Here is a 22,822-nt window from a genome sequence, read left to right as displayed (position 1 = left end):
AGACCCCTCGCGGGGCTCGCCCGAGCCGGAACCGGGAGCGTCGGGGCCGGAACCAGGGGCGTCGGAGCCGGAACCAGGGGCTTGCCAGGAAGGGGCCTAGGGCGCCTGGCGGGGAATCCCCACCGTCACCTTCAACCCGTGCGGCTCATGACGCTCGTACGCCATGCTGCCACCGCCCGCGGCGAGCAGCGCGCGGGAGATCGACAGGCCGAGCCCGGACCCCTTGACGTTCTGGTGCCGGTTGCTGCGCCAGAAGCGGTCGCCGACGCGGTCGAGTTCGTCGTCCGTGAGCCCGGGGCCGCCGTCGGTGACGACGACGGTCGTGGTCGAGCCGGCGGAGGCGACCCGTACCAGGACCTCCTCTCCTTCGGGTGTGAACTTCAGGGCGTTGTCGATCACCGCGTCCAGGGCGCTCGACAGGGCGACCGGGTCGGCCCAGCCGGTCGTCGCCGGGCACCGCCCGGTGAGCCGGACGCCGCGCTCCTCGGCGAGCGGGCGCCACGCGGCGACCCGCTCGGCAGCGAGATCACCGATGTCGGTGAGCCGCAGATCCGCCGCCGCGTGTTCCGCGAGCGCCAGGTCGAGCAGGTCGTCGAGGACCTGCGCCAGGCGCTTTCCCTCGGTGCGCACCGAGGCGATCTCCTCGTTCCCCTCGGGCAGTTCGAGGGCCAGGAGCTCGATGCGGAGCAGCAGGGCGGACAGCGGATTGCGCAGTTGGTGCGAGGCGTCGGCGACGAAGGCGCGCTGCTGCTCGAGGACGTCTTCGACGTTGTCGGCCATCTCGTTGAACGACCGGGCCAGGCGTCTGAGTTCCGGGGGCCCGCCGGCGGCGGCGACCCGCGAGTTGAGGCGTCCGGTGGCGATGTCGTGGGTGGTGGCGTCGAGGACCCGTACCGGCCGCAGGATCCAGCCGGTGAGGCGCAGCGCGGCACCGACCGCGAGGAGCATCGCCGCCGACTCGCCGGCGGCGATCAGGAGCCAGCCGTGCAGCGTCTTGGCCCGCATGCGGCCGGTCGGCGAGTCGGTGACGACCACGGCCACCACGTCGCCGTCGCGGATCACCGGCGAGGCGACGACGATGCGTCCGCCCTCCTCCCAGGGCCACACCTGGGGAGGGTCGTGGCTGCCGCGCGAGCGCAGGGCCTCTTCGAAGGCGCCGCTCACCCCGTCGCTGCCGGTGGGCAGGAACCAGTCGCCCGGGGCGTGCGCCATGGGGAAGCGGTCGCGGAAGAAGACGCCCGCCTTGATGCGGTACACCTCGTGGTAGTAGTCGAGCTCCTTCTGGAGGGTCGCGCGCCGCTCGTCCCTGTCCTGCACGCGGGAGCCCGTCGGGCGCTGGGTGACGAACTGGGCGAGCGCGGCGAAGCGTGCCGTGTCGTCGATGCGGTCGACGACCACCTTCTGCTGCTGTGCCGATGCCACGCTGACCGCGAGCGGGAAGCCGAGTGCCAGCAGTACACCGGCCATCAGGACGATGAGCAGCGGCAGGAGGCGGGCGCGCACCTGTGCCCGCTACGACGCCGGGGCGACGAGCCGGTAGCCGACTCCGCGCACGGTCTCGATCAGGGCGGGCATGTGCAGCTTGGCGCGCAGGGACGCCACATGCACCTCCAGCGTGCGACCCGTGCCCTCCCAACTCGTGCGCCACACCTCGCTGATGATCTGTTCGCGGCGGAAGACGACCCCGGGGCGCTGGGCGAGCAGCGCGAGCAGGTCGAACTCCTTGCGGGTCAGCTGGACGGCGGCTCCGTCCACGCTGACCTGGCGGGTGGGCAGCTCGATGCGGACGGCGCCGAGGCGCAGCTCGGTGTCGGCGGGCGTCGGCGGGGCGTCGGCGGCGGGGCGACGGATGACGGCGTGGATGCGGGCGATGAGTTCCCCGGTGTCGTACGGCTTCACCACGTAGTCGTCGGCACCGAGGTTCAGGCCGTGGATGCGGGAGCGTACGTCGGCGCGGGCGGTGACCATGATGACGGGCGTGGCGGTGCGTTTGCGGATCTTTCCGCACACCTCGTAGCCGTCCTGGTCGGGCAGGCCGAGGTCGAGGAGCACCACTCCGAAGGGTGCCGCTTCGCAGGGCAGCAGGGCCTGGAGTGCCTCCTCGCCGCTGCGTGCGTGGGTGACGGCGAAGCCGTGCCGGGCCAGGACCGCGGACAGGGCGGCGGCCACGTGGTCGTCGTCCTCGACGAGCAGCAGTCTCATGCGGTCCCCCTCCAGCCCATCGGCCCCCCAGTGGTCGATCAGTAGTCAGTGGTCGATCGGACGGTAGTGGTTCATCCGTCGTTCCGTCGTCGTCAGTGGTTCATCGGCCGTTCCCTCGCCCCTCACGCCGTGCTGTGGGTCCGTTCGTGAGCACCCGGCACGCGCGCGTGAACGCACCAAGGCATCCACGCCGATGGATAAGGACCGCGTCAAGACCTCTCGGGTCACGGACACGTTCCGTTATGCACCCGGTACGCAGCTGGTGCGCCCCCTTCACACGGAGTGTCCGGTTGCGGCCGGATCGTTATGCTCAATTTCCCCTCAGATGTAATGACGCTGGTCGCACCGGGTTACTACTGTCCTCCCAACCCGAGGAGGATGGAGCAACAAGCCGTGACCGAAGTATCGGTGACCAAGGACGCCAAGCCCACGGCGGACGACCTTGTCGTGCTGAAGGGTGTCAACAAGCACTTCGGCGCCCTGCACGTCCTCCAGGACATCGACCTGACCATCGCCCGCGGCGAGGTCGTGGTGGTGATCGGCCCCTCGGGGTCGGGCAAGTCGACGCTGTGCCGCACGATCAACCGGCTGGAGACCATCGACTCGGGCGCGATCTCGATCGACGGCAAGCCGCTGCCCCAGGAGGGCAAGGAGCTCGCGCGGCTCCGCGCGGACGTGGGCATGGTCTTCCAGTCCTTCAACCTCTTCGCGCACAAGACCGTGCTCGAGAACGTGATGCTGGGCCAGGTCAAGGTGCGCAGGACGGCCAAGGCCGAGGCTGAGGAGAAGGCGCGCGGCCTGCTCGACCGGGTGGGCGTCGGCTCGCAGGCCGACAAGTACCCGGCGCAGCTCTCCGGCGGTCAGCAGCAGCGCGTCGCGATCGCCCGCGCGTTGGCGATGGGCCCCAAGGTGATGCTCTTCGACGAGCCCACATCGGCGCTCGACCCCGAGATGATCAATGAGGTCCTCGAGGTCATGCAGCAGCTGGCCCGCGACGGCATGACCATGGTGGTCGTCACGCACGAGATGGGCTTCGCCAGGTCGGCGGCCAACCGCGTCGTCTTCATGGCGGACGGCCGGATCGTCGAAGAGGCCGTGCCGGACCAGTTCTTCAGCAACCCGCGCAGCGACCGGGCCAAGGACTTCCTGTCGAAGATCCTTAAACACTGAGGCCTCACGCCGTCTCAACGCCAGTCAAGACAAAGGATGTTCACTCATGAAGCTCCGTAAGTCCGCTGCCGTCGCAGCGGCCATCGCTGCGCTCTCGCTGACGGCCACCGCGTGCGGCGGCAAGGACGGCTCCGCCGGCGACAAGCCCGAGGGCCCGGCCAAGTCCGGCGGCAAGGAACTCAGCTACACGGTCAAGAAGGACGCCGCGGTCGACTCCCCGGTCCTCAAGGCGGCCAAGAAGCGCGGCAAGCTCGTGATCGGCGCCAAGGCCGACCAGCCGTACCTCGGCTTCCAGGACCAGTCGACCAAGAAGTACTCCGGCTTCGACATCGAGATCGCCAAGATGATCGCCGCCGACCTCGGTTTCTCGGCAGATCAGATCGAGTGGAAGACGGTCGACTCCGGCGCCCGTGAGACCGCGGTCTCCAAGGGCGACGTCGACCTGATGATCGGTACGTACACGATCAACCCCGAGCGCAAGAAGCAGATCGACTTCGCGGGCCCGTACTTCCACGCCGGTGCCTCCCTGCTCGTCCGCAAGGACGAGAAGGACATCAAGGGCCCGGACACCGTCCGCGGCAAGAAGGTCTGCTCGATCGTCGGCTCCACGCCGTTGCAGAACATCAAGAAGCCGAAGTACGGCGCCAAGGTCACCGAGCTCTCCAAGTACTCGGAGTGCGTCGCGCAGATGCTGAACAACCAGGTCGACGCCGTCACCACGGACGACGCGATCCTGATGGGCTACGCGGCGCAGAACAAGGGCAAGCTCAAGGTCGTCGGCGAGACCTTCTCGGACGAGCCGTACGGCGTCGGCCTGAAGAAGGGCGACGCCGCCTTGCAGAAGGCCGTCGCGGACGCCGTCAAGGCGCACCAGGCGAACGGCGACTACAAGAAGGCCTTCGAGGCCACCATCGGCATCTCGGGCTCCGAGTACCAGGAGCCGCCGGCCTTCACGGACCCGAAGTAGTCCCGGACGTCCCGCTCCGCACCCGCCGCCGCGCGGTCCGGAGCGGGACGTTCCCTGTCAGAACCGAGCCGGAATCGTCAGAACCGAGCCGGAATCGCTGTCGGCCAGTTCCGAAGACCCGCCGCCCCGCCGATGTCACCCCGCCGATGTCGACGGGCTGGGCCTGTCGTGAACCCTGCGACCCGTCGCGAACACCTCGCGGAGAATTCATGGACGTATTGCTCGACAACCTGTCGCTCTTCCGCGAAGGGTTCTACGGCACTGTCAAGTTGACCGTCGTCAGTGCGCTGGTGGCCGTCGTGGCCGGTGTCGTCATCGCGGGGTGCCGCGTCTCGCCGGTGCTGCCGCTGCGGATATTCGGCACCGCCTGGGTCACCCTGCTGCGCAACACCCCGCTGACGCTGCTGTTCCTGGTGGCGTTCTTCGTGGTGCCGAAGGTCCTCTTCCCGGACCTGGACTCCTTCGCGCTCGCCGTGGCCGCATGCGGCTTCTACACCTCCGCGTTCGTGGCGGAGGCGGTCCGGTCCGGCATCAACACGGTGCCCCTCGGTCAGGCCGAGGCGGCCCGCTCGATCGGCCTCACGTTCACCCAGAGCATGCGCCTCGTCGTGCTGCCCCAGGCCACCCGGAACGTGGTACCGCCGCTTTCCAGCATCTTCATCGCCCTGACGAAGAACACGGCCATCGCGGGCGCCTTCGACAACACCGAACTGTTCAACGTCTCGAAGACCCTCAGCAACGACGGCTACGACATCGTGATGATCTTCGTCTGGATCACCGTCGCCTACCTGATCATCACGTACGCCATCAACGGCCTCTTCCGGGTCCTGGAGCACCGTTTGGAGGTCGCCCGATGAGTGCGAACGTCCTCTTCGACGCCCCGGGCCCCAAGGCCCGTGTCCGCAACATCATCTACACCGTCATCGGCGGCCTCGCCGTCGTCGGCGGCATCGTGTGGATCATCCTGCGGCTGAACGACAAGGGCGAGTTCGACCCGGACCTGTGGGACATCTTCAACTACTCCGGCATCCGGCAGAACATCCTCGACTCGCTGGTCGCCACCCTGAAGGTGTTCGCCCTCGCCGGTGTCCTCTCGCTGGTCTTCGCCGTGGTCCTGTGCGTGGCGCGGCTCTCCGAGCACCGGCCCGTGCGCTGGGTCGCCGTCGCCTTCATCGACCTCTTCCGGTCGATTCCGCTGCTCATCACGATCTTCGCGTTCTGGGTCGGTCTCGTCGGTGACATGACGCCGTTCTGGGCGCTCGTCCTCGGCCTGACGATCTACAACGGATGTGTGCAGGCGGAGGTGCTGCGCGCGGGCATCAACGCGGTGCCCAAGGGCCAGAAGGAGGCCGCGTACGCGCTCGGCCTGCGCAAGACGCAGGTCATGGCGACGGTGCTGTTCCCGCAGGCCATCCGGTCGATGCTGCCGTCGATCATCAGTCAGCTCGTGGTGACGCTGAAGGACACCTCCCTCGGCTTCATGATCCTCTACCCGGAGCTGCTCCAGTCCGCCCGGCTCATCGCCAACAACACTCCGGTGAACGGCGTCTATCCGTTCGTCCAGACGGTCACCGTCTTCGGTGTCATCTACATCTCGCTCTGCATGCTGCTCTCCGCGCTCGCCACCTGGCTGGAGCGGCGCGGGCGGCGCGCGAAGACGGGCATCACGGTGGCGGCCGCGACCGAGCCCACCGCGGCGACGGAGGTCGCCGACGGGGCGCCGGGGCCGAAGTAGACGACCTGGGGCCGAAGGGTGTCCCTGGTATGAACGTGTGCGGGTCCGCCGGGGTTCCGGCGGACCCGCACGCGTTCCCGCCCTTCGCGGGGCACGGCGCGTTCCCGCCCTCCGCGGGGCACGGCGCGTTCTCTCCGGGCCGCGGCGCGTTTCGGCAGGTCATGGGCGATTCCAGGGGTTCCGCCCCCGAGCGTCCGGCTTGACGGGGTGGCACGCAGTCTGTTGCATACGTTCTGTGATCGTGCACCGGGCTCCAACTGCCATTTCCTGTACGTACGTCCAGCGCGCGCGGACCGTGGTGACAGGAGGCCGTGCCCCGTGGACCCGGTGATCGTCGTCGGCGCGGGCCCCGTCGGTCTCACCCTCGCCCTGGCTCTCGCACGTCACTCCGTCCCCACCGTCGTCCTCGACGAAGGCCCCGGCAAGGACGAGCACCGGCCCGCCCGGACCGCCGTCCTGCGGGACGACACCGCGGCACTGGTGGAACGTCTCGCCTTCCGCGGAAGGGACACCGGCACGCGCTGGAGCGGCTGGCGTTCGATGCGCCGCAAGCAGACGGTGCGACAGTTCACGTTCAGTGACGAGCAGCCCTCCCCCGTGCACGTCCCCCAGCACGCGCTGACCGGCGCCCTGCGCGACGCCGCCGCCGACGAACGCCTCGTCAGGATCGCCGTCGAGAGCAAGCTCGACAGCCTGGAGCAGCACGCGTCCGGGGTCACCGCGCACACCCGCGGCCCCAAGGACGCCTGGTGGCGCGGCAGCTACCTGGTGGGCTGCGACGGCCCCCGCTCGACCGTGCGCAAGCTGCTCGACGTCCGCTTCCCCGGCCGCACGGCGGTGGAGCGGCACGCGGTCGCCGCGCTGCGTACGGAACTTCCGTGGCCCGGTGAGGCGTTGTTGCACCGTAGCCCTCCCTGGCGCGGCGGCGGCGCCGAGATCTCCGCGCGGCCGCTCGACCACGGGGCGTGGCGGATCGACTGGCTGCTGCCCCCGCGCGGCGAGCTCGTGACGCCCGAAGCCCTCGTGGCCCGCATCCGCGAGACCCTCGCCGGGTGGTGCGGCGGCGCCGTTCCGTCGTACGAGCTTCTCGACACCGGTGTGCACACGGTCCACCACCGCCTCGCCCGCCGGTGGCGGGTGAACCGCGCCTTCCTCGCCGGTGACGCCGCGCACCTCCTGGGCGCGCTCGGCACCCAGGGCCTCGACGAGGGCCTGCGCGACGCCGACAACCTCGCCTGGAAGCTGGCGCTCGCCTGGCACCACGGCCCGCACGAAGCGCTGCTCGACAGCTACCAGACCGAACGGCGCGGCGCCGTCACCACCCGCTTGCGCACCGCCGACCAGGCGCTGCCCCTGCTGCGCGGCGGCAAGGGCCTGCGCGCGTACCTCCCCGGCTCCGCGCGCGGCCAGGACGCCCTGCTCATGGACGGCCATGTGGGCAGCGGGCAGTTGGGCACACCCGCGTCCTACGCCGACTCGCCGCTGGCGGCGGAACCCTCGGACTCCGTGGTGCCGGTGGGCACGCCACCGGGCACCCCGGTCGTCGACGTGCGGGTGACGGCGCCCGACGGATCCTTCGTGCCGCTGCGGAGGCGGCTCGGCCGCGGCAAGCTGCTCGTCGTGCTCGTCGCCCCCGGCACCGTCGTGTGGGAGCGGCGGCACTGGGTGTCGGCCGGGATCATGCCGCGGCTCGCGGCGGCGGTCACCGCGCTGCCCCACCCCGCCGAACTCCTCGTCGCGGAGAGCTACCCCGGCGCCGCCGCGCACACCGTCCTCCTCGTACGACCGGACGGCCATCTGGTCACCGCCCTCAGCGGCGTGCACCCCGCGGAGCTGTACGCGGCGGCCGAGGCGGCGCTGGGCAGGAACGGGGGGCGCGGGCAGCGGGCACGCGCCTCCGAGGGCGGAGGAGACGGAGACACCGGAGAAGCGGGGGACGGCGGAGAAGCAGGGGAAGCGTCAGAAGGCGGCGAAGCCGGGGAGGACGGGCAGGGCGGACAGGGCAAGCAGGGCGGGGAAGCCGCGGGAAGCACGGGCGGCGGCGTGCCCGGGGAGCCGGTCGGGGTGCCGTCGGGACCGGCGTCCGAACGCCGGTCCGAGACTGCGTCAAACGCCCGCAGCCATACCTCGCCCACCCCTCCCACCAGCGCCAAAGGTGATTCTCGAGGTCCTGGAGCGGCGCCCGGGAACGACCGACCGACCAGATGATGAGCGTGAGTTGACCGGCCTTCTGCTCCATGGTCTACTCCGGACCATGACCGACACCGCTGTTCGCCTGTGGCGGCGGGTCCACATGGACCTCGTGCGCTACGCAGGCTGCGTGTGTCGGCCGTCCTGCTGAATTCGCCATCTTCACCTCTCTGCGCGCGCCGTGTGCCGGCGCGCCGTACCGCGAACTCACTGGACGGTCCCCATGTCTGCTTCCGTACCGGCTTCCGCCTCCGTACCGACGCCCGCCCGCCCCGCGGGCACACCCACCTCGGCCGAGCTTCTCGACTTCGCGCGCCGCGCCGCGGCCGACGCCGACCTGGTCGCCTCGCTGCCGCTGGACCCCCAAGGTCGTACCTGGGTGCGCCTGAAGGGCCCCCGGGGCAGTGAGGCCTGGCTGATCGGCTGGCCACCGGGCACCGGCACCGGCTGGCACGACCACGCCGAGTCCGTCGGCGCCTTCACCACCGCGGCGGGCACCCTCAAGGAGAACTCGCTCGCCGCTCGCCTCCCGACCGACGGCTGGAAGACCCTGGAACTCACCGAGGGCGTCGACCGGGAACGGAAGCTCGCCACGGGCCAGGGCCGGGCCTTCGGCCGCAACCACGTGCACGAGGTGCTCAACGAGTCTCCGACCGAGCACGCCGTCTCCGTGCACGCCTACTATCCGCCGCTGCCCCAGATCCGCCGTTACAGCCGCACCGGCGCCGTACTGCGCCTCGAGCACGTCGAGCGCCCGGAGGACTGGCAGTGAGCACCGACCACCCCCCGCTGGGCATCGACGAGTTGCTCGACCGCGTACGACTCGGCCTGGACCGGGTCACTCCGGAACAGGCACACGCCATCGCGGGCTCGGGCGGGCTGCTCGTCGACACCCGGTACGCGGCACTGCGCGAGCGCGACGGTCTCGTCCCGGGTGCCCTCGTCGTCGAACGCAACGAACTGGAGTGGCGCCTCGACCCCCAGGGGAGCCACCGTGCCCCCGAGGCCGTCAGCCACGACGTGCGCGTCGTGGTGTTCTGCAACGAGGGCTACGCGTCGAGCCTCGCGGCGGCCTCCCTGCGGCAGTTGGGGCTGCGGCACGCCACGGACCTCATCGGGGGCTTCCAGGCGTGGAAGGCCGCGGGGCTGCCCGTCGAGGAGAGCGGGCTCTCCTAGAGCGGCTTCCTCCCGAGCCGCTTCACGTCCCCGGGCCGGGGAGCACGCGCGCGTGGGGGCGCCTAGCCCCGGCCCGGCGGTCGTGCGGCGTGCGGCCGACGCCTCGCGGCCCACAGCGACAGAAGCACCGAACTCACCGCGGCGAAGGCGCACCACGTCGAGATGTACTCCTGCCGCCACAGCACCACGGACACCGCCGCCCCGAAGGCGATCAGGGCACCGAACAGCACCAGGCCCCGGTCGCCGGACAGGAACAGGGAACCGATGGTGGCGAGGAGATAGCCGCCGACGATCAGCCCCGCGTGCGACAGCCCCAGGGAGTAGCCGACGGTGTGGCCACGGATCTCGGCCGTCACGGTGCGGGTCGCGAGGGCGTAAGCCAGCGCCGCCGCCGTCGCGATGCCCGCCGCCAGGGGGACGAGCAGACGGCGGCGGGCGCCCGGTGGCGCGGCGCACAGCACGGCCGCCGGTACCCACAGGGCGAGGAGCGGCAGCGCGAGGACGGCCCAGGCGGTGGTGGCGGGCCCGGTACCGCCGTCGTTGCGCCAGACCGCGGCCTCGATGATCTGGTGGGCCCCCAGAAGGAGCGGCAGTGCGGCGAGCGGCAGGTCACGGCGGCGGCGGGCCGCCAGGGCCACCGAGACGACCCCCACGGCCGCGATGCCCGTACCCGCGACGAGGTCGGCCGTTGCGCTCCAGCACATGACAGCAACGCTACGACCGCTGCGGCGCGGGAGCGCGCCGAAGCGTTTTGCGGGGCTGTGTCATTCAGGGCCGACCGACGCTATGTCACGCAGGACCGGCTAGCTGGCCGGAGCTACTTCACGTAGGGCCGGGCTAGCTGGCCGGAGCTACTTCACGTAGGGCCGGGCTAGCTGGCCGGAGGTACGTCACGCGGGGCCGGGCAACCCGAGCGAGCCGTGTCACGCAAGGCCGGGTAACCCGGGAGCGAGCCATGTCACGCAAGGCCGGGCAAGCCGACCGGAGCCACGTCACATCCGGCCCGGCAAGCCGATCGGAGCCATGTCACGTAAGACCGGGCTACCCGAGCGCAAGCTATGTCGCGCAGGGTCGGGCAAACCGACCGAAGCCACGGCACGCAGAGCCGGGCGAGCCGGGGACCTGCTCAGAACCCCTCGTACCCCAGCTCCTCCGTGTCCTCCCCCTCTTCCTCCAGCGCCTGCCGCACCACGCGCAGAGCCATGCCTTCCGGATAGCCCTTGCGGGCGAGCATGCCCGCGAGGCGGCGGAGTCTCTTGTCGCGGTCGAGGCCGCGGGTGGAGCGGAGTTTGCGGGCGACGAGCTCCCGGGCGGTGGCCTCCTCCTGGTCCGGATCGAGCTGGCCGACGGCCTCCTCGATCACCGACGGCTCCACGCCCTTGGTCCGCAGCTCCCGCGCGAGTGCCCGCCGGGCCAGGCCCCGTCCGTGGTGCCGGGACTCGACCCAGGCGTCCGCGAAGGCCTCGTCGTTGATCAGGCCGACCTCTTCGAAGCGCGAGAGGACTTCCTCCGCCACGTCGTCAGGGATCTCCCGCTTGTGCAAGGCGTCGGCCAGTTGCTTGCGCGTGCGCGGGGTTCCGGTGAGCAGGCGCAGGCAGATCGCCCTCGCCCGCTCAGCCGGGTCCCCCGTGGGCGGCTCCCCGTCCTCGGCCCTCGACGAGGACGGGGAACCGCTGTCCTGTGGGCTGCCGAAACCGCCGCGCCGTCGCCGGCCACCGCTGCGAGAGCCCCTGTCGCCCTGCCCCGCGCCCTGCCGCTCGCCGCCCCTTCGACCACTGCCCCGCCGACCGCCGCCCTGCTGGCCGCCGCTCTCGTCGTCGTCCGGGGCCCCGGGGTCGGCATCCTCCAGGGCGTACTCGTCCTGCCCGACGGCGGTGAAGCGGTCACGCTCCGCGGGGACTGCGTGCTCCGCCCAGTCGGTTCGTCGTGTCACGGCCTAGCTCTTGGCCGCCGCGGCCTTGGACTTGGTGGCCTTGACCGCGGGGGCGGGCACCGTCTTGGCGGTGTCCTCCACGGCCGGAGCGGCGGCTGCCGCCGTGTCGGCACCGGGCTCCGCCACGGCCTCCGGGCGCACGCCGACGCCCAGCTTCTCCTTGATCTTCTTCTCGATCTCGTTGGCGAGGTCGGGGTTGTCCTTGAGGAAGTTGCGGGCGTTCTCCTTGCCCTGGCCGAGCTGGTCGCCCTCGTACGTGTACCAGGCGCCTGCCTTGCGGACGAAGCCGTGCTCCACGCCCATGTCGATCAGGCCGCCCTCACGGCTGATGCCCTGGCCGTAGAGGATGTCGAACTCGGCCTGCTTGAAGGGCGGCGCGACCTTGTTCTTGACGACCTTGACGCGGGTGCGGTTGCCGACCGCGTCCGTGCCGTCCTTCAGGGTCTCGATACGGCGGATGTCCATGCGCACCGAGGCGTAGAACTTCAGCGCCCGGCCACCGGTCGTGGTCTCCGGCGAGCCGAACATCACGCCGATCTTCTCGCGCAGCTGGTTGATGAAGATCGCGGTGGTCTTCGACTGGTTGAGCGCACTGGTGATCTTCCGCAGGGCCTGGCTCATCAGGCGGGCCTGGAGACCCACGTGCGAGTCGCCCATCTCGCCCTCGATCTCCGCGCGCGGCACCAGGGCGGCGACGGAGTCGATGACGATCAGGTCCAGCGCGCCGGAGCGCACCAGCATGTCGACGATCTCCAGGGCCTGCTCGCCGTTGTCCGGCTGGGACAGGATCAGGTTGTCGATGTCGACGCCGAGCTTCTTCGCGTACTCCGGATCGAGGGCGTGCTCCGCGTCCACGAAGGCGACGGCGCCGCCCGCCCGCTGCGCGTTGGCCACGGCGTGCAGCGTCAGGGTCGTCTTGCCGGAGGACTCCGGGCCGTACACCTCCACCACGCGGCCGCGCGGGATGCCGCCGACGCCGAGCGCGACGTCGAGCGCGGTCGACCCGGTGGGGATGACCTCGATGGGCTCGTTCGGCCGCTCGCCCATGCGCATCACTGCGCCCTTGCCGAATTGCCGTTCAATCTGTGCGAGCGCGGCGTCGAGCGCCTTCTCGCGGTCGGTTCCTGCCATGGGTTCCACCCGATTTGCTTGAGTCGATCGCTTCACGTCAAAGACGCTAACGCCTGCCACTGACAATGCGCCCCGACGCCCTCCCGGCCTGTGGACAACTCGGGCCGATCCGTCCGCCGCAATCCACCGGCGCGGCCCGGGGACACCCCCGCGAACCCCCGGACGACGCCGCCGGAACCCCCATCAGAATGGATGTTCGAATTTACTGTCAAGCGCACCACGCGGCACCGGTCCGAGCTGTCCCGGCAGCCGACGACGGCCCCGTTCCCGTGCCGCCCCGCGGCTCCGCGGCATGCGCCGGCCGCGGCTGCCGCGGACCGTCGGGCGGCGTCCGATCGCCGTCGGCGGGCGGCGTCCGATCGTCATCGGCGGGCGGCGTCCGATCGTCATCGGCAGGCGGGGTCCGGTCGCCGTCCGCGGGCGGGGCCGCCTGCGGGCCGGGTCCCTCCGGGCCCGTCACCAAGCGCCGCACGCGCGCGAGGAGGGGCGATCCGCCGCGCCGGTGGTGCCCGTGGACGCGCGGGTCGTCCGTCACGTCGTACCGCTTCACGTACGCCCCCAGGAACGCCTGGAGCGTCGCCACCGCCGGGATGGCGATCAGGGCGCCGACCGCGCCCAGGAGCGCCGTGCCCGCGATGACGGACCCGAAGGCGACCGCAGGGTGGATGTCCACGCTCTTGGCGGTGAGCTTGGGTTGCAGGACGTAGTTCTCGAACTGCTGGTAGATCACCACGAAGACCAGCACCCACAGGGCGTACCAGGGGTCCACGGTGAAGGCGATCAGCATCGGCAGGGCGCCCGCCAGATAGGTGCCGATCGTGGGGATGAACTGGGAGACCAGGCCGACCCACACCGCGAGCACGGGGGCGTACGGCACGTCGAGGAACTCGAGCAGGATGTAGTGCGCGATTCCGGAGATGAGCGCCATCAGGCCGCGGGAGTAGAGATAGCCGCCGGTCTTGTTGACCGCGATCTCCCAGGCGCGCAGGACCTCGGCCTGCTTGGCGGGCGGCAGCACCGAGCACAGAGCGCGCCGCAGCCGCGGGCCGTCGGCCGCGAAGTAGAACGAGAACAGCAGGATCGTCAGGAGCTGGAACAGACCGCCGAGCACCTGCGCGGAGACGTCCAGGACGCCACTCGCGCTGTTCTGCACGTACTTCCGCAGCCAGTCGGAGTGGATCAGGCTGTCCTGTACCTCCACCCGGGACAGGTCCGTGTCGAAGTTCTGGTTGATCCAGCGGATGACCTTGTCCAGGTACTCGGGGAAGTCCTCGACCATGTCGACGATCTGACCGGCGAGCATCGACCCCATCATCGTGATGAACCCGGCACTGGCGATCACCACGCCGAGGAAGACGATGCCGGTGGCGAGGCCGCGGCGCAGGCCGCGCGCCGCCATCCAGCTCACGGCGGGCTCCACGGCGAGGGCCAGGAAGAACGCGATCAGGATGTTGATCAACAGCCCGGTGAGCTGGTGGAAGGCCCAGCTGCCGAGCTGGAAGCAGGCGAACAGCGTGAGCGCGAGCACCATGGCGCGCGGCAGCCAGCGCGGCATTCCGGTGCCACGGCCCTGGTCGGTGCCCGCGGGGGGCTCGGGGGGCGGCGTGGTGCCGGGCGGCACTGTCTGGGGGGTGATGTGCGCGGTCTCGTCTATGGGTGCCACCGTGACAGTCTCGCCCACAGCGCCAGCATCCGGCCGCCGCCCCCTGCTTCCGGGGCCTGCGCGTGTTTCCGTAGACCCTGCGCGGTCACTGCGGCCCCGTGTCCGGGGGCTTCCCAGCCCTGGGGGCAGCTGATGTCCGGGGGCTTCCCAGCCCTGGGGGCACGGGGGCTTCCCAGCCCTGGAGGCAACTGATGTCAGCGGTTCTCAGCCGGTACGTCCATGGCGGAGCACACCGCGCGCCATACGTCCTTGGCGTCCCAGCCCGCGTCCAGTGCCTGGTGCACCGTGCGCCCGCCGAGTTCCGTCATCACATGATCGCGCGCGAAGGTGTCGGCGTACCCCGCACCGAAGTGCTCCGCCATCCGCTCCCAGAAGACCGTCAACCGCATGCGTCCAGTATCGCGCCCCTGAGAGTGCAGCCCCGCGCGGAGGGCTCCCCGGCACCGCGTTCCGCCCTACCTTCGGAGCATGGCCGAAACTGGAGCGTCCCCGCACGCCGCTTCCTCTCCGCTCTCCCCCTTGCAGCGCGCCGAGCAGTTCGTCTGGCTCACCGCCCGCGTCCTCGAACAGCGGCGGTTCGCGTTCCACTTCCTGGAGGGCGGGGCCGAGGCGGTGGAGACCGCACTGGCCGCGTACGGCAACGAGGACGGCGGCTACGGCCACGCCCTCGAACCGGACCTGCGCGGTCCGGTGAGCCAGCCGCTGCACACCGGGTACGCGCTGCGCGTCCTGGACTCCGTCCGGCGCTGCGGGGGCATGCGCGTGGAACGCGTGTGCCGCTATCTGACCTCCGTCTCGACGCCCGACGGCGCCCTGCCCGCGGTCCATCCGAGTCAGCGCGGCTACCCCTGCGCGCCGTTCGTGCCGGTGGTGGACCACCCGCGGAGCGAGCTCCTGTCGACCGGTCCCGTGGTGGGTCTTCTGCACCGCAACGAGGTGTGGCACGCCTGGCTGTTCCGGGCCACCGACTTCTGCTGGCTGACCGTGGAGTCCCTGGAGAAGTCGCATCCGTACGAGATCCAGGCGGCCGTCGCCTTCCTGGACGGGGCACCCGACCGCCCGCGCGCGGAGGCGGCCGCGGACCGGCTCGGCCGCCTCGTGCGCGAACAGCAGCTGGTGGTCCTCGACCCGGCACGCGCCGACGCCACCCCGGTCTCTGCGGGGTACGCGCCCGGGGAGCACCACTTCGCGCACGACTTCGCGAAGGCGCCCGGATCCCTCGCCCGCGCGTGGTTCACGGACGAGGAGATGGCACAGTCCCTGGACTTCCTGGTGGACGAGCAGCAGGAGGACGGCGGCTGGCCGATCCGCTGGCGCCGCTGGGCCCCCGGCGCCGCCCTGGAGTCACGTCCGATCGTCACGATCGAGGCGCTGCGTACGCTGCGGGCGTACGGCCGGACCATCGCCTGAGGGCCGCACCGCGCCTGGGGGCCGCACCGCGCCTGAGGGTCGCACCGCGGCTGGGGGGGCCGCACCGCTCACCCCGCGAGCGCCCGCATTCCCGCCGTGACGGCGACGGCGGCCCCGATGACCACCAGGAAGGGCGCGCGCAGCAGCAGGGCCAGGAGGGCCGCTGCGAGGCCTGCCGCCCTGGCGTCGAGCACGAGTTCCCGGCCGTCGGCGAAGGCCTGCTGGGCCGTGAGCGCGGCGAGCAGTGCCACCGGCAGGAGGGCGGCCAGGCGCTGTACGAGCGGCCGCTCCAGCGTGCCCTCGGACACGAGAAGCCCCGCGAGCTTGACGGCGTAGCAGCCGACGACCGTCACGGTGACGGCGATCCAGATGTTCAACGATCCTCTCCTTGCACACGGTTCGGACGCGGCGCGTCGTCGCGCGGAGTGTCGGCGCTCCCGCGCGGAGTGTCCGCCTCCGCACCCGGAAGGCCGTCGTCCTTCCCGCGCCCTCCCCGCCCCAGCCGTGTCGTGTGTCTCTCTACGTAGAGGACGGTCGGCACGGCCAGGGCGGCGGCGAGGACCGGCACCCCCGCCGGGAGGACCGGCAGCAGCCCCAGGCCCAGGAGTACGGCCACGGCGGCGACGGCCCGCTGCCGCCCGCTCCGCACCATCGGTGCGAGGAGGGCGAGGAAGACGGCCGGGCCCGCGGCGTCGAGCCCCCAGGTGTCGGTGTCGCCGATCGCTTCCGCCCCCAGCGCGCCCAGGAACGTGGTGAGGCCCCACAGGAAGTACAGGCTGGCGCCCGTGACCGCGAACCCGAGGCGGGCGGCCCGCCGCCCCGGCTGCGCCAGGGCCACCGCCGTCGTCTCGTCGATCACGAAGTGGGCGGCGAAGGGCCGCACCGCGCGCGGGAGGGCGAGCAACTGGGACAGCCGCAGTCCGTAGAAGGCGTTGCGCATGCTGAGGAAGACGGCGCCCACGGCGGCCGTGACCGGACTCCCTCCACCCGCGAGCGCCCCGACAAGGGCGAACTGGGAGGCACCGGTGAACGCCAGCAGGCTCAGGGCACAGGTCTGCGGCACGGTGAGGCCACTGCCTGCCGACGTCACTCCGAAGGCGAACCCGGAGAGGCCGACGGCGATGCCGACACCGAGCGCGTCCCTGACGACAGCGGAGTCGGCCCGCCCCCCGCCACCGACGCCGCGCCCGCCGGTACCGACACCCCGCTCACCCCTGTCCGGATCCTGCTCGTCCTCGGAACCGGCGGCCTCGCCCGAGGGCCCGTGCGACACGGTGTCCAGGGACGGTTCGCCCGACCGGGACGCGCCGGAAATGCCTGCGGATGCTATGCGTTCTGCTGCCACCCCGCGGACGCTACGAGGGACGCTTACGCGCGGTCTTGTACGTTCTTGCGCTCCCGCTGGTAGGCCCCGGGAGGCACCCCCACGATGCGGGCGAAGTGCCGGTTCAGATGCGGTTGGTCGGTGAAGCCGACGGCGACGGCCGCGGCGGCCGGGGACGTGCCCGCGTCCAGGAGGTGGCGGGCACGGCGCACGCGCGCGTCGGTCAGCCAGGCGTGCGGCGGCATGCCGTACGCGTCGCGGAAGGCACGCAGCAGCGCGAAGGAGCTCACCCCGAGATCTGCGGCGAGCCGCTCCAGGCTCGGCGGGTCGGCGAGCCGCTCCTCCAGGACGGCACGCGCGCGTGCCGCCACGCGTTGTCCCGCCGAGCGCACGGCGCGCCGCGGCAGATGGCCGCCGTTGCGCCGCAGCAGCCGGGTGACGGCGACCCGCAGGAACGTGTCGGCGGCCAGCGCGTTGCCCTCCTCCGCGGCCCGCAGCACCCGGTGGACCAGGGTCACCGCGTACGGGTCGTCGAGCACCGGGAGGACGAAACCGGGCGCTCCCCTGAGGGTGGTGGTCTCCGCGGCGATGGCGGCGACGACCTCGGGCGCGGGGTAGACGGCTCCGTACCGCCAGCCCTCGGGTGCCCCGGCGCGGCCGGTGTGGGCGGTGTCGGGGTTGATGAGGGCGAGGTCCCCGGCCCGGCGTGCCGGTCGGCACCGGTGTGCTGGAACACGTCGACGCCTTCGCGGATCGCGGCGAGGACGAAGTGCTCGTGGGTGTGGCGGCTGAACGTCTTGCGCACGTAGTGGGCGCGCAGCAGGTCGACACCGGGCAGCTCGGCGTAGGTCCAGTGCCGCGCCTGCTCGGCCGCACGGGCCGCGACTCCCGCCGGACCGGCCACGCCACCCCCCGGACCGGCCAGGTCCCCCGCAGAACCGGCCACACCCCCCGTCGAACCAGCCATGCCCCCATTCTGCGCCACGGACGCAACCCGTTTTCCGCAGGTCGGAGGCATTGTCAGTGGCGGGGTGCACGATGGGTCCATGGTGAGGTCCGCACGCAGTCCCGACGACGCCCTCGACGGCTTCTCCCCCGCGACCCGCGGCTGGTTCACGGGGGCCTTCTCCGCTCCGACGTCCGCCCAGGCCGGTGCCTGGCGGGCCATCGCCGAGGGTGCGGACGTGCTGGTGGTGGCGCCGACCGGCTCCGGCAAGACCTTGGCCGCGTTCCTCGCCGCGCTCGACCAGCTGGCCTCGACCCCGCCTCCCGCCGACCCCAAGCAGCGGTGCCGGGTGCTGTATGTGTCGCCGTTGAAAGCCCTCGCCGTCGACGTGGAGCGCAATCTGCGCAGCCCGCTGACGGGCATCCGCCAGGAGTCCGTGCGCCTCGGCCTGCCCGAGCCCGAGGTGCGGGTCGGCATCCGCTCGGGGGACACCCCGCCCGCCGAGCGCCGCGCCCTGTCCACGCGCCCGCCGGACATCCTGATCACCACACCGGAGTCACTGTTCCTGATGCTGACGTCCGCCACGCGGGACGCCCTGACAGGCATCGAGACGGTGATCCTGGACGAGGTGCACGCCGTCGCGGGCACCAAGCGCGGGGCACATCTGGCACTGTCCCTGGAGCGGCTCGACGCCCTCCTGAAGCGTCCCGCCCGCAGGATCGGCCTGTCCGCGACGGTGCGCCCCGTGGACGAGGTCGCGCGCTATCTGTCGCCGCAGCGCCGCGTCGAAGTCGTCCAGCCCGCGTCGGGGAAGGAGTTCGACCTCTCCGTGGTGGTGCCGGTCGAGGACCTGGGCGAGCTGGGCGGCTCCCCGGCCGCCGACTCCGACGAGGGCGCCGAGCGCCCCTCGATCTGGCCGCACGTCGAGGAGCGCATCACCGACCTCGTGCAGGCACACCGCTCGACCATCGTCTTCGCCAACTCCCGCCGTCTCGCGGAGCGCCTGTGCAACCGCCTGAACGAGATCGCGTACGAGCGCGCGACGGGCGAGGCACTGCCCGAGGACCAGAGCCCGGCCGAGATCATGGCGCAGTCGGGCGCCGCCAAGGGCGTGCCGCCGGTCCTGGCCCGCGCCCACCACGGGTCCGTCTCCAAGGAGCAGCGCGCCCAGGTCGAGGAGGACCTGAAGGCGGGCCGACTGCCCGCGGTGGTCGCCACGTCGAGCCTGGAGCTCGGCATCGACATGGGCGCGGTGGACCTGGTCGTGCAGGTCGAATCGCCCCCCTCCGTGGCGTCCGGCCTCCAGCGGGTGGGCCGCGCGGGGCACCAGGTGGGAGCCGTGTCCACGGGAGTCGTCTTCCCGAAGTACCGCGGGGACCTGGTCCAGGCCGCCGTGGTCACCGAGCGGATGCGCACGGGCGCCATCGAGTCGCTGCGCGTCCCCGCCAATCCCCTGGACGTGCTGGCCCAGCAGCTCGTCGCGATGGTGGCCCTGGACTCCTGGCAGGTGGACGACCTGCTGGCCGTGGTCCGCCGTGCCGCGCCGTTCGCCTCGCTCCCGGAGTCGGCGTTCACCTCCGTCCTGGACATGCTCGCCGGGCGCTATCCGTCCGACGCCTTCGCGGAGCTGCGTCCACGCGTGGTGTGGGACCGCGTGGCGGGCACGGTCACGGGCAGGCCCGGCGCCCAGCGCCTCGCGGTGACCTCCGGTGGCACGATCCCCGACCGCGGACTGTTCGGCGTCTTCCTCGCGGGCGCCGACCCGAAGAAGGGCGGCGGCCGCGTCGGCGAGCTCGACGAGGAGATGGTCTACGAATCCCGCGTGGGCGACGTCTTCACACTCGGTACGAGCTCCTGGCGCATCGAGGACATCACGCGCGACCGCGTCCTGGTCTCCCCCGCGCCCGGCGTGCCCGGCAGGCTGCCGTTCTGGAAGGGCGACCAGCTGGGCCGCCCGCTGGAGCTCGGCCGGGCCCTCGGCGCGTTCCTGCGCGAGGTCGGTTCGATGCCCCGGGACGACGCGCGGGCGCGCCTGCTGGCCGCGGGCCTCGACACCTGGGCCGCGGAGAACGTCCTGACGTACCTCACCGAGCAGCGCGAGGCCTGCGGGCACATCCCTGACGACCGCACCATCGTGGTCGAGCGCTTCCGGGACGAGCTGGGCGACTGGCGCGTGGTGGTGCACTCGCCGTTCGGCGCCCAGGTGCACGCCCCCTGGGCGCTGGCCCTCGGCGCCCGCCTGACCGAGCGGTACGGCATGGACGCCCAGGTCATGCACGCCGACGACGGCATCGTGCTGCGCCTGCCCGACGCCGACCTGATGGGCCTCGGCCTCGACCTGCTCGACCAGGATCCCGCGAAGCACGCCGACGCCCCCGTCTCGGCGTTCGACTCCGATCAGCCCCCCGTGGGCGCGGGCGACGTGGCCTTCGACAAGGGCGAGGTCCGTCAGATCGTCACCGACCAGGTCGGCGGCTCGGCGCTGTTCGCCTCCCGCTTCCGCGAGTGCGCGGCCCGCGCGCTGCTGCTCCCGCGGCGCAGCCCCGGCAAGCGCACCCCGCTGTGGCAGCAGCGCCAGCGCGCCGCCCAGCTCCTCGAAGTGGCCAGCGAGTTCGGCTCCTTCCCAATCGTCCTCGAGGCGGTCAGGGAGTGCCTCCAGGACGTCTTCGACGTACCGGGCCTGACCGAGCTGATGGGCGACATCGAGTCCCGCAGCGTCCGCCTCGTGGAGGTCACCACCCCGGAGCCGTCCCCGTTCGCCCGCTCCCTCCTGTTCGGGTACGTGGCCCAGTTCCTGTACGAGGGCGACTCCCCCCTGGCCGAGCGCCGCGCCGCCGCGCTGTCCCTCGACGCCCGCCTCCTGGCCGAACTCCTCGGCCAGGCCGAGCTGCGCGAGCTCCTCGACGCGGACGTCCTCGGCACCCTGGAGCAGGAACTCCAGTGGCTCACGGAGGACCGCCGCATCAAGGACGTCGAAGGCGTGGCGGACCTGCTGCGCCTCCTCGGACCGCTCACGGACGCGGAGCTGGCCGAGCGCGGCGCCGAGCCCGAGTGGGCCACGGACCTCGCCGGCGCCCGCCGCGCCATCCGCGTCCGCATCGCGGGTGCCGACCACTGGGCGGCGATCGAGGACGCGGGCCGTCTGCGGGACGCGCTCGGCACGGCACTGCCGGTCGGAGTCCCGGAGGCCTTCACGGAGCCGGTGAAGGACCCCTTGGGCGACCTCCTGGCGCGCTTCGCCCGCACGCACGGCCCGTTCACCTCCGCCGCGGCCGCCGCCCGCTTCGGTCTCGGGGCCGCGGTCACCGACGGGGCGCTGCACCGCCTCGCGGCCAACGGCCGGGTCGTGCAGGGCGAGTTCCACCCGGCGGGGATCGGCCAGGAGTGGTGCGACGCCACCGTGCTGCGCCGACTGCGCCGCCGCTCGCTCGCAGCCCTGCGCCACGAACTGGAGCCGGTGCCGCCGACCGCCCTCGCCCACTTCCTGCCGCAGTGGCAGCACCTGAGCGGACACGGACTGCGCGGCATCGACGGCCTCGTACGCGCCATCGAACAACTCCAGGGAGCGACGGTCCCGGCCTCGGCCCTGGAGAAGCTCGTCCTGCCCTCCCGGGTCAGCGGCTACACCCCGGCCATGCTCGACGAACTGACGACGGCCGGAGAGGTCGTCTGGGCCGGGGCAGGCGCGCTCCCCGGCAAGGACGGCTGGGTCACCCTCTATCTGGCGGACGCGGCCCCCCTGCTCCTCGCCGCCCCGCACCCTCTGGAACTGACGGCGCTCCACCAGTCCGTCCTCGACACCCTGTCCGGCGGGTACGGCCTGTTCTTCCGCCAGATCGCCGACCAGGTCCGCGCCACCACGCACCCCGAGGCCACCGACCCCCAACTGGCCGACAGCATCTGGGACCTGGCTTGGTCGGGCCGTCTCACCAACGACACGCTCACCCCCATGCGCGCCCTCCTGGGCTCCGGCCGCACCGCGGGCGCGACGGCCCACCGCGCCAGACGCAGCGTCCCGCGCGGGCGGTACGGCACGCTGACGGGCGCGGCCCGCCCCGTCTCGCGCACGGGTCCGCCCACGGTCGCGGGCCGGTGGTCCCTGCTGCCCGCCCGCGAACCCGACACGACCCTGCGGGCCCACGCCCTGGCCCGTACGCTCCTCGACCGGCACGGCGTGGTGACCCGCGGCGCGGTCGGGGCCGAGGGTGTGGAGGGCGGTTTCTCCGCGGTGTACCGCGTCCTCTCGGCCTTCGAAGACAACGGCCAGGCCCGGCGGGGCTATGTGGTGGAGGGCCTCGGGGCCGCGCAGTTCGCGATGGACGGCGCGGTGGACCGGCTGCGGGCCGGGGCGAGCGCCCGTGAGCGCGGCGACGGCTCCCCGCGCTCCGACTCCCAGGTCGTGGTCCTGGCCGCCGCCGACCCCGCCAACGCGTACGGTGCCGCGCTGCCGTGGCCCGAGTCACCCGACGACGCCGGCCACAAACCGGGCCGCAAGGCGGGCTCCCTGGTCGTTCTGGTCGACGGCGAGCTCGTCCTCTACATGGAGCGCGGCGGCAAGTCACTCCTGGCCTGGCCGACACCTTCGGGAGACAAGCCCCCAACCGACGACCCACGCCTCCTGGCCGCCGCCGAAGCACTGACCACCGCGGCCAAGGCGGGCGCCCTGGGCACGGTAACGGTAGAACGAATCAACGCCGCCCCCGCCCTGACCTCCCCCTACTCCCCCCTCCTGGAAACCTCAGGCTTCCACGCCACCCCAAAAGGCCTACGCCTCCGCCCCTGACCCACACCCTCTATGCCCCCACCCCACCAAGCCGCAGAAGCGGGACAACCCCGAAACCCCAACCGGCGAAAGCAACAAGACCCACGGAGCCGCAGAAGCTGAACAACCCGGGGAACCGGGACAACGAGAACCGCAAGACGCACCCGAGCCGCAGAAGCTGAACAACGCGGGGAACCCGGACAACAAGAACCG

General features: G+C 72.0%; 19 protein-coding genes and 1 pseudogene. 10 read left to right on the top strand and 10 right to left on the bottom strand.

The features are described from left to right. Positions 1-96: 96 nt before the first annotated feature. Entirely contained in the window at positions 97-1,503 is a 1,407-nt protein-coding gene (locus ACH4DX_RS31675) for a sensor histidine kinase (RefSeq protein WP_398157620.1), read from the bottom strand. A 9-nt stretch (positions 1,504-1,512) separates the two neighbouring features. Beyond that, positions 1,513-2,202: a response regulator transcription factor gene (locus ACH4DX_RS31670; protein ID WP_398115923.1), complete on the bottom strand. Its 690-nt coding sequence runs from the start codon at positions 2,200-2,202 to the stop codon at positions 1,513-1,515. 393 nt (positions 2,203-2,595) lie between these two features. Between ACH4DX_RS31670 and ACH4DX_RS31665 the strand changes: the two genes are divergently transcribed. The 8 genes from ACH4DX_RS31665 to ACH4DX_RS31630 all read left to right on the top strand — a co-directional run bounded on the left by ACH4DX_RS31665 (position 2,596) and on the right by ACH4DX_RS31630 (position 9,440). Continuing rightward, positions 2,596-3,372, top strand: a complete 777-nt coding sequence (locus ACH4DX_RS31665) for an amino acid ABC transporter ATP-binding protein (protein WP_398115925.1) — start codon at positions 2,596-2,598, stop codon at positions 3,370-3,372. A gap of 46 nt (positions 3,373-3,418) precedes the next feature. After that, the gene (locus ACH4DX_RS31660; protein ID WP_398115927.1) at positions 3,419-4,339 is read left to right on the top strand and encodes a glutamate ABC transporter substrate-binding protein; all 921 of its coding nucleotides are present in this window, start codon (positions 3,419-3,421) and stop codon (positions 4,337-4,339) included. 209 nt (positions 4,340-4,548) lie between these two features. After that, positions 4,549-5,196, top strand: a complete 648-nt coding sequence (locus tag ACH4DX_RS31655; RefSeq protein ID WP_398115929.1) for an amino acid ABC transporter permease — start codon at positions 4,549-4,551, stop codon at positions 5,194-5,196. After that, a complete protein-coding gene (locus tag ACH4DX_RS31650; protein WP_398115931.1) occupies positions 5,193-6,074 on the top strand; it encodes an amino acid ABC transporter permease in 882 nt (293 codons plus the stop codon). Before ACH4DX_RS31655 ends, ACH4DX_RS31650 begins: the two co-directional genes overlap by 4 nt. A 318-nt stretch (positions 6,075-6,392) precedes the next feature. Next, positions 6,393-8,282, top strand: coding sequence for an FAD-dependent monooxygenase (locus ACH4DX_RS31645; RefSeq protein ID WP_398157619.1), 1,890 nt, complete (start codon positions 6,393-6,395; stop codon positions 8,280-8,282). A 46-nt stretch (positions 8,283-8,328) separates the two neighbouring features. Further along, complete coding sequence (locus ACH4DX_RS31640; RefSeq protein WP_346009348.1) at positions 8,329-8,415, top strand: putative leader peptide; 87 nt, start codon at positions 8,329-8,331, stop codon at positions 8,413-8,415. A 72-nt stretch (positions 8,416-8,487) separates the two neighbouring features. Further along, on the top strand, positions 8,488-9,036 hold the full coding sequence (locus tag ACH4DX_RS31635; protein ID WP_398157618.1) for a cysteine dioxygenase: 549 nt from the start codon (positions 8,488-8,490) through the stop codon (positions 9,034-9,036). Further along, a complete protein-coding gene (locus ACH4DX_RS31630; RefSeq protein ID WP_398157617.1) occupies positions 9,033-9,440 on the top strand; it encodes a rhodanese-like domain-containing protein in 408 nt (135 codons plus the stop codon). The genes ACH4DX_RS31635 and ACH4DX_RS31630 overlap by 4 nt, the downstream gene beginning before the upstream one ends. 62 nt (positions 9,441-9,502) lie before the next feature. On the opposite strand, the gene ACH4DX_RS31625 is transcribed toward ACH4DX_RS31630, so the two are convergent. The 5 genes from ACH4DX_RS31625 to ACH4DX_RS31605 all read right to left on the bottom strand — a co-directional run bounded on the left by ACH4DX_RS31625 (position 9,503) and on the right by ACH4DX_RS31605 (position 14,556). Then, positions 9,503-10,144, bottom strand: coding sequence for a DUF6629 family protein (locus ACH4DX_RS31625; RefSeq protein ID WP_398157616.1), 642 nt, complete (start codon positions 10,142-10,144; stop codon positions 9,503-9,505). Between the two features lie 422 nt (positions 10,145-10,566). Continuing rightward, positions 10,567-11,373 carry a recombination regulator RecX gene (gene recX, locus ACH4DX_RS31620; RefSeq protein WP_398157615.1) on the bottom strand — a complete coding sequence of 269 codons (807 nt, stop codon included), beginning with the start codon at positions 11,371-11,373 and terminating at the stop codon, positions 10,567-10,569. 3 nt (positions 11,374-11,376) lie between these two features. After that, complete coding sequence (recA, locus tag ACH4DX_RS31615) at positions 11,377-12,504, bottom strand: recombinase RecA (RefSeq protein WP_398157614.1); 1,128 nt, start codon at positions 12,502-12,504, stop codon at positions 11,377-11,379. A gap of 208 nt (positions 12,505-12,712) precedes the next feature. Continuing rightward, positions 12,713-14,059, bottom strand: coding sequence for an AI-2E family transporter (locus ACH4DX_RS31610; protein ID WP_398157675.1), 1,347 nt, complete (start codon positions 14,057-14,059; stop codon positions 12,713-12,715). A gap of 302 nt (positions 14,060-14,361) precedes the next feature. Next, positions 14,362-14,556, bottom strand: coding sequence for a DUF3046 domain-containing protein (locus tag ACH4DX_RS31605; protein WP_398115947.1), 195 nt, complete (start codon positions 14,554-14,556; stop codon positions 14,362-14,364). A 79-nt stretch (positions 14,557-14,635) separates the two neighbouring features. On the opposite strand from ACH4DX_RS31605, the gene ACH4DX_RS31600 reads away from it, so the two are divergent. Next, a complete protein-coding gene (locus ACH4DX_RS31600) occupies positions 14,636-15,577 on the top strand; it encodes a hypothetical protein (protein ID WP_398157613.1) in 942 nt (313 codons plus the stop codon). A gap of 68 nt (positions 15,578-15,645) precedes the next feature. Here the strand turns inward: ACH4DX_RS31600 and ACH4DX_RS31595 are convergent, their stop codons facing one another. The 3 genes and pseudogenes from ACH4DX_RS31595 to ACH4DX_RS31585 form a co-directional block, all read right to left on the bottom strand. Continuing rightward, the gene (locus tag ACH4DX_RS31595) at positions 15,646-15,954 is read right to left on the bottom strand and encodes an AzlD domain-containing protein (protein ID WP_398157612.1); all 309 of its coding nucleotides are present in this window, start codon (positions 15,952-15,954) and stop codon (positions 15,646-15,648) included. Continuing rightward, on the bottom strand, positions 15,951-16,922 hold the full coding sequence (locus tag ACH4DX_RS31590; RefSeq protein WP_398157611.1) for an AzlC family ABC transporter permease: 972 nt from the start codon (positions 16,920-16,922) through the stop codon (positions 15,951-15,953). Before ACH4DX_RS31590 ends, ACH4DX_RS31595 begins: the two co-directional genes overlap by 4 nt. Positions 16,923-16,945: 23 nt before the next feature. Then, positions 16,946-17,805 (bottom strand): annotated as a pseudogene (locus tag ACH4DX_RS31585) (AraC family ligand binding domain-containing protein). Between the two features lie 142 nt (positions 17,806-17,947). On the opposite strand from ACH4DX_RS31585, the gene ACH4DX_RS31580 reads away from it, so the two are divergent. Next, positions 17,948-22,630, top strand: coding sequence for an ATP-dependent helicase (locus ACH4DX_RS31580; RefSeq protein WP_398157610.1), 4,683 nt, complete (start codon positions 17,948-17,950; stop codon positions 22,628-22,630). Positions 22,631-22,822: the final 192 nt, after the last annotated feature.

Origin of the sequence: Streptomyces sp. NPDC017940 (assembly GCF_044328435.1) — a bacterium.
In the GTDB taxonomy this organism is placed as follows: Bacteria; Actinomycetota; Actinomycetes; order Streptomycetales; family Streptomycetaceae; genus Streptomyces.
This window is presented reverse-complemented; position numbering and strand designations above follow the sequence as displayed.

What these genes read in the sequence shown, in the direction of transcription:
- ACH4DX_RS31650 (WP_398115931.1), top strand. Translation starts at nt 5,193, where the DNA reads ATGAGTGCGAACGTCCTCTTCGACGCCCCGGGCCCCAAGGCCCGTGTC.
- recA (WP_398157614.1), bottom strand. Translation starts at nt 12,504, where the DNA reads ATGGCAGGAACCGACCGCGAGAAGGCGCTCGACGCCGCGCTCGCACAG.
- ACH4DX_RS31670 (WP_398115923.1), bottom strand. Translation starts at nt 2,202, where the DNA reads ATGAGACTGCTGCTCGTCGAGGACGACGACCACGTGGCCGCCGCCCTG.
- ACH4DX_RS31610 (WP_398157675.1), bottom strand. Translation starts at nt 14,059, where the DNA reads ATGCCGCGCTGGCTGCCGCGCGCCATGGTGCTCGCGCTCACGCTGTTC.
- ACH4DX_RS31655 (WP_398115929.1), top strand. Translation starts at nt 4,549, where the DNA reads ATGGACGTATTGCTCGACAACCTGTCGCTCTTCCGCGAAGGGTTCTAC.
- ACH4DX_RS31580 (WP_398157610.1), top strand. Translation starts at nt 17,948, where the DNA reads ATGGTGAGGTCCGCACGCAGTCCCGACGACGCCCTCGACGGCTTCTCC.
- ACH4DX_RS31640 (WP_346009348.1), top strand. Translation starts at nt 8,329, where the DNA reads ATGACCGACACCGCTGTTCGCCTGTGGCGGCGGGTCCACATGGACCTC.
- ACH4DX_RS31605 (WP_398115947.1), bottom strand. Translation starts at nt 14,556, where the DNA reads ATGCGGTTGACGGTCTTCTGGGAGCGGATGGCGGAGCACTTCGGTGCG.
- ACH4DX_RS31660 (WP_398115927.1), top strand. Translation starts at nt 3,419, where the DNA reads ATGAAGCTCCGTAAGTCCGCTGCCGTCGCAGCGGCCATCGCTGCGCTC.
- ACH4DX_RS31625 (WP_398157616.1), bottom strand. Translation starts at nt 10,144, where the DNA reads ATGTGCTGGAGCGCAACGGCCGACCTCGTCGCGGGTACGGGCATCGCG.
- ACH4DX_RS31635 (WP_398157618.1), top strand. Translation starts at nt 8,488, where the DNA reads ATGTCTGCTTCCGTACCGGCTTCCGCCTCCGTACCGACGCCCGCCCGC.
- ACH4DX_RS31600 (WP_398157613.1), top strand. Translation starts at nt 14,636, where the DNA reads ATGGCCGAAACTGGAGCGTCCCCGCACGCCGCTTCCTCTCCGCTCTCC.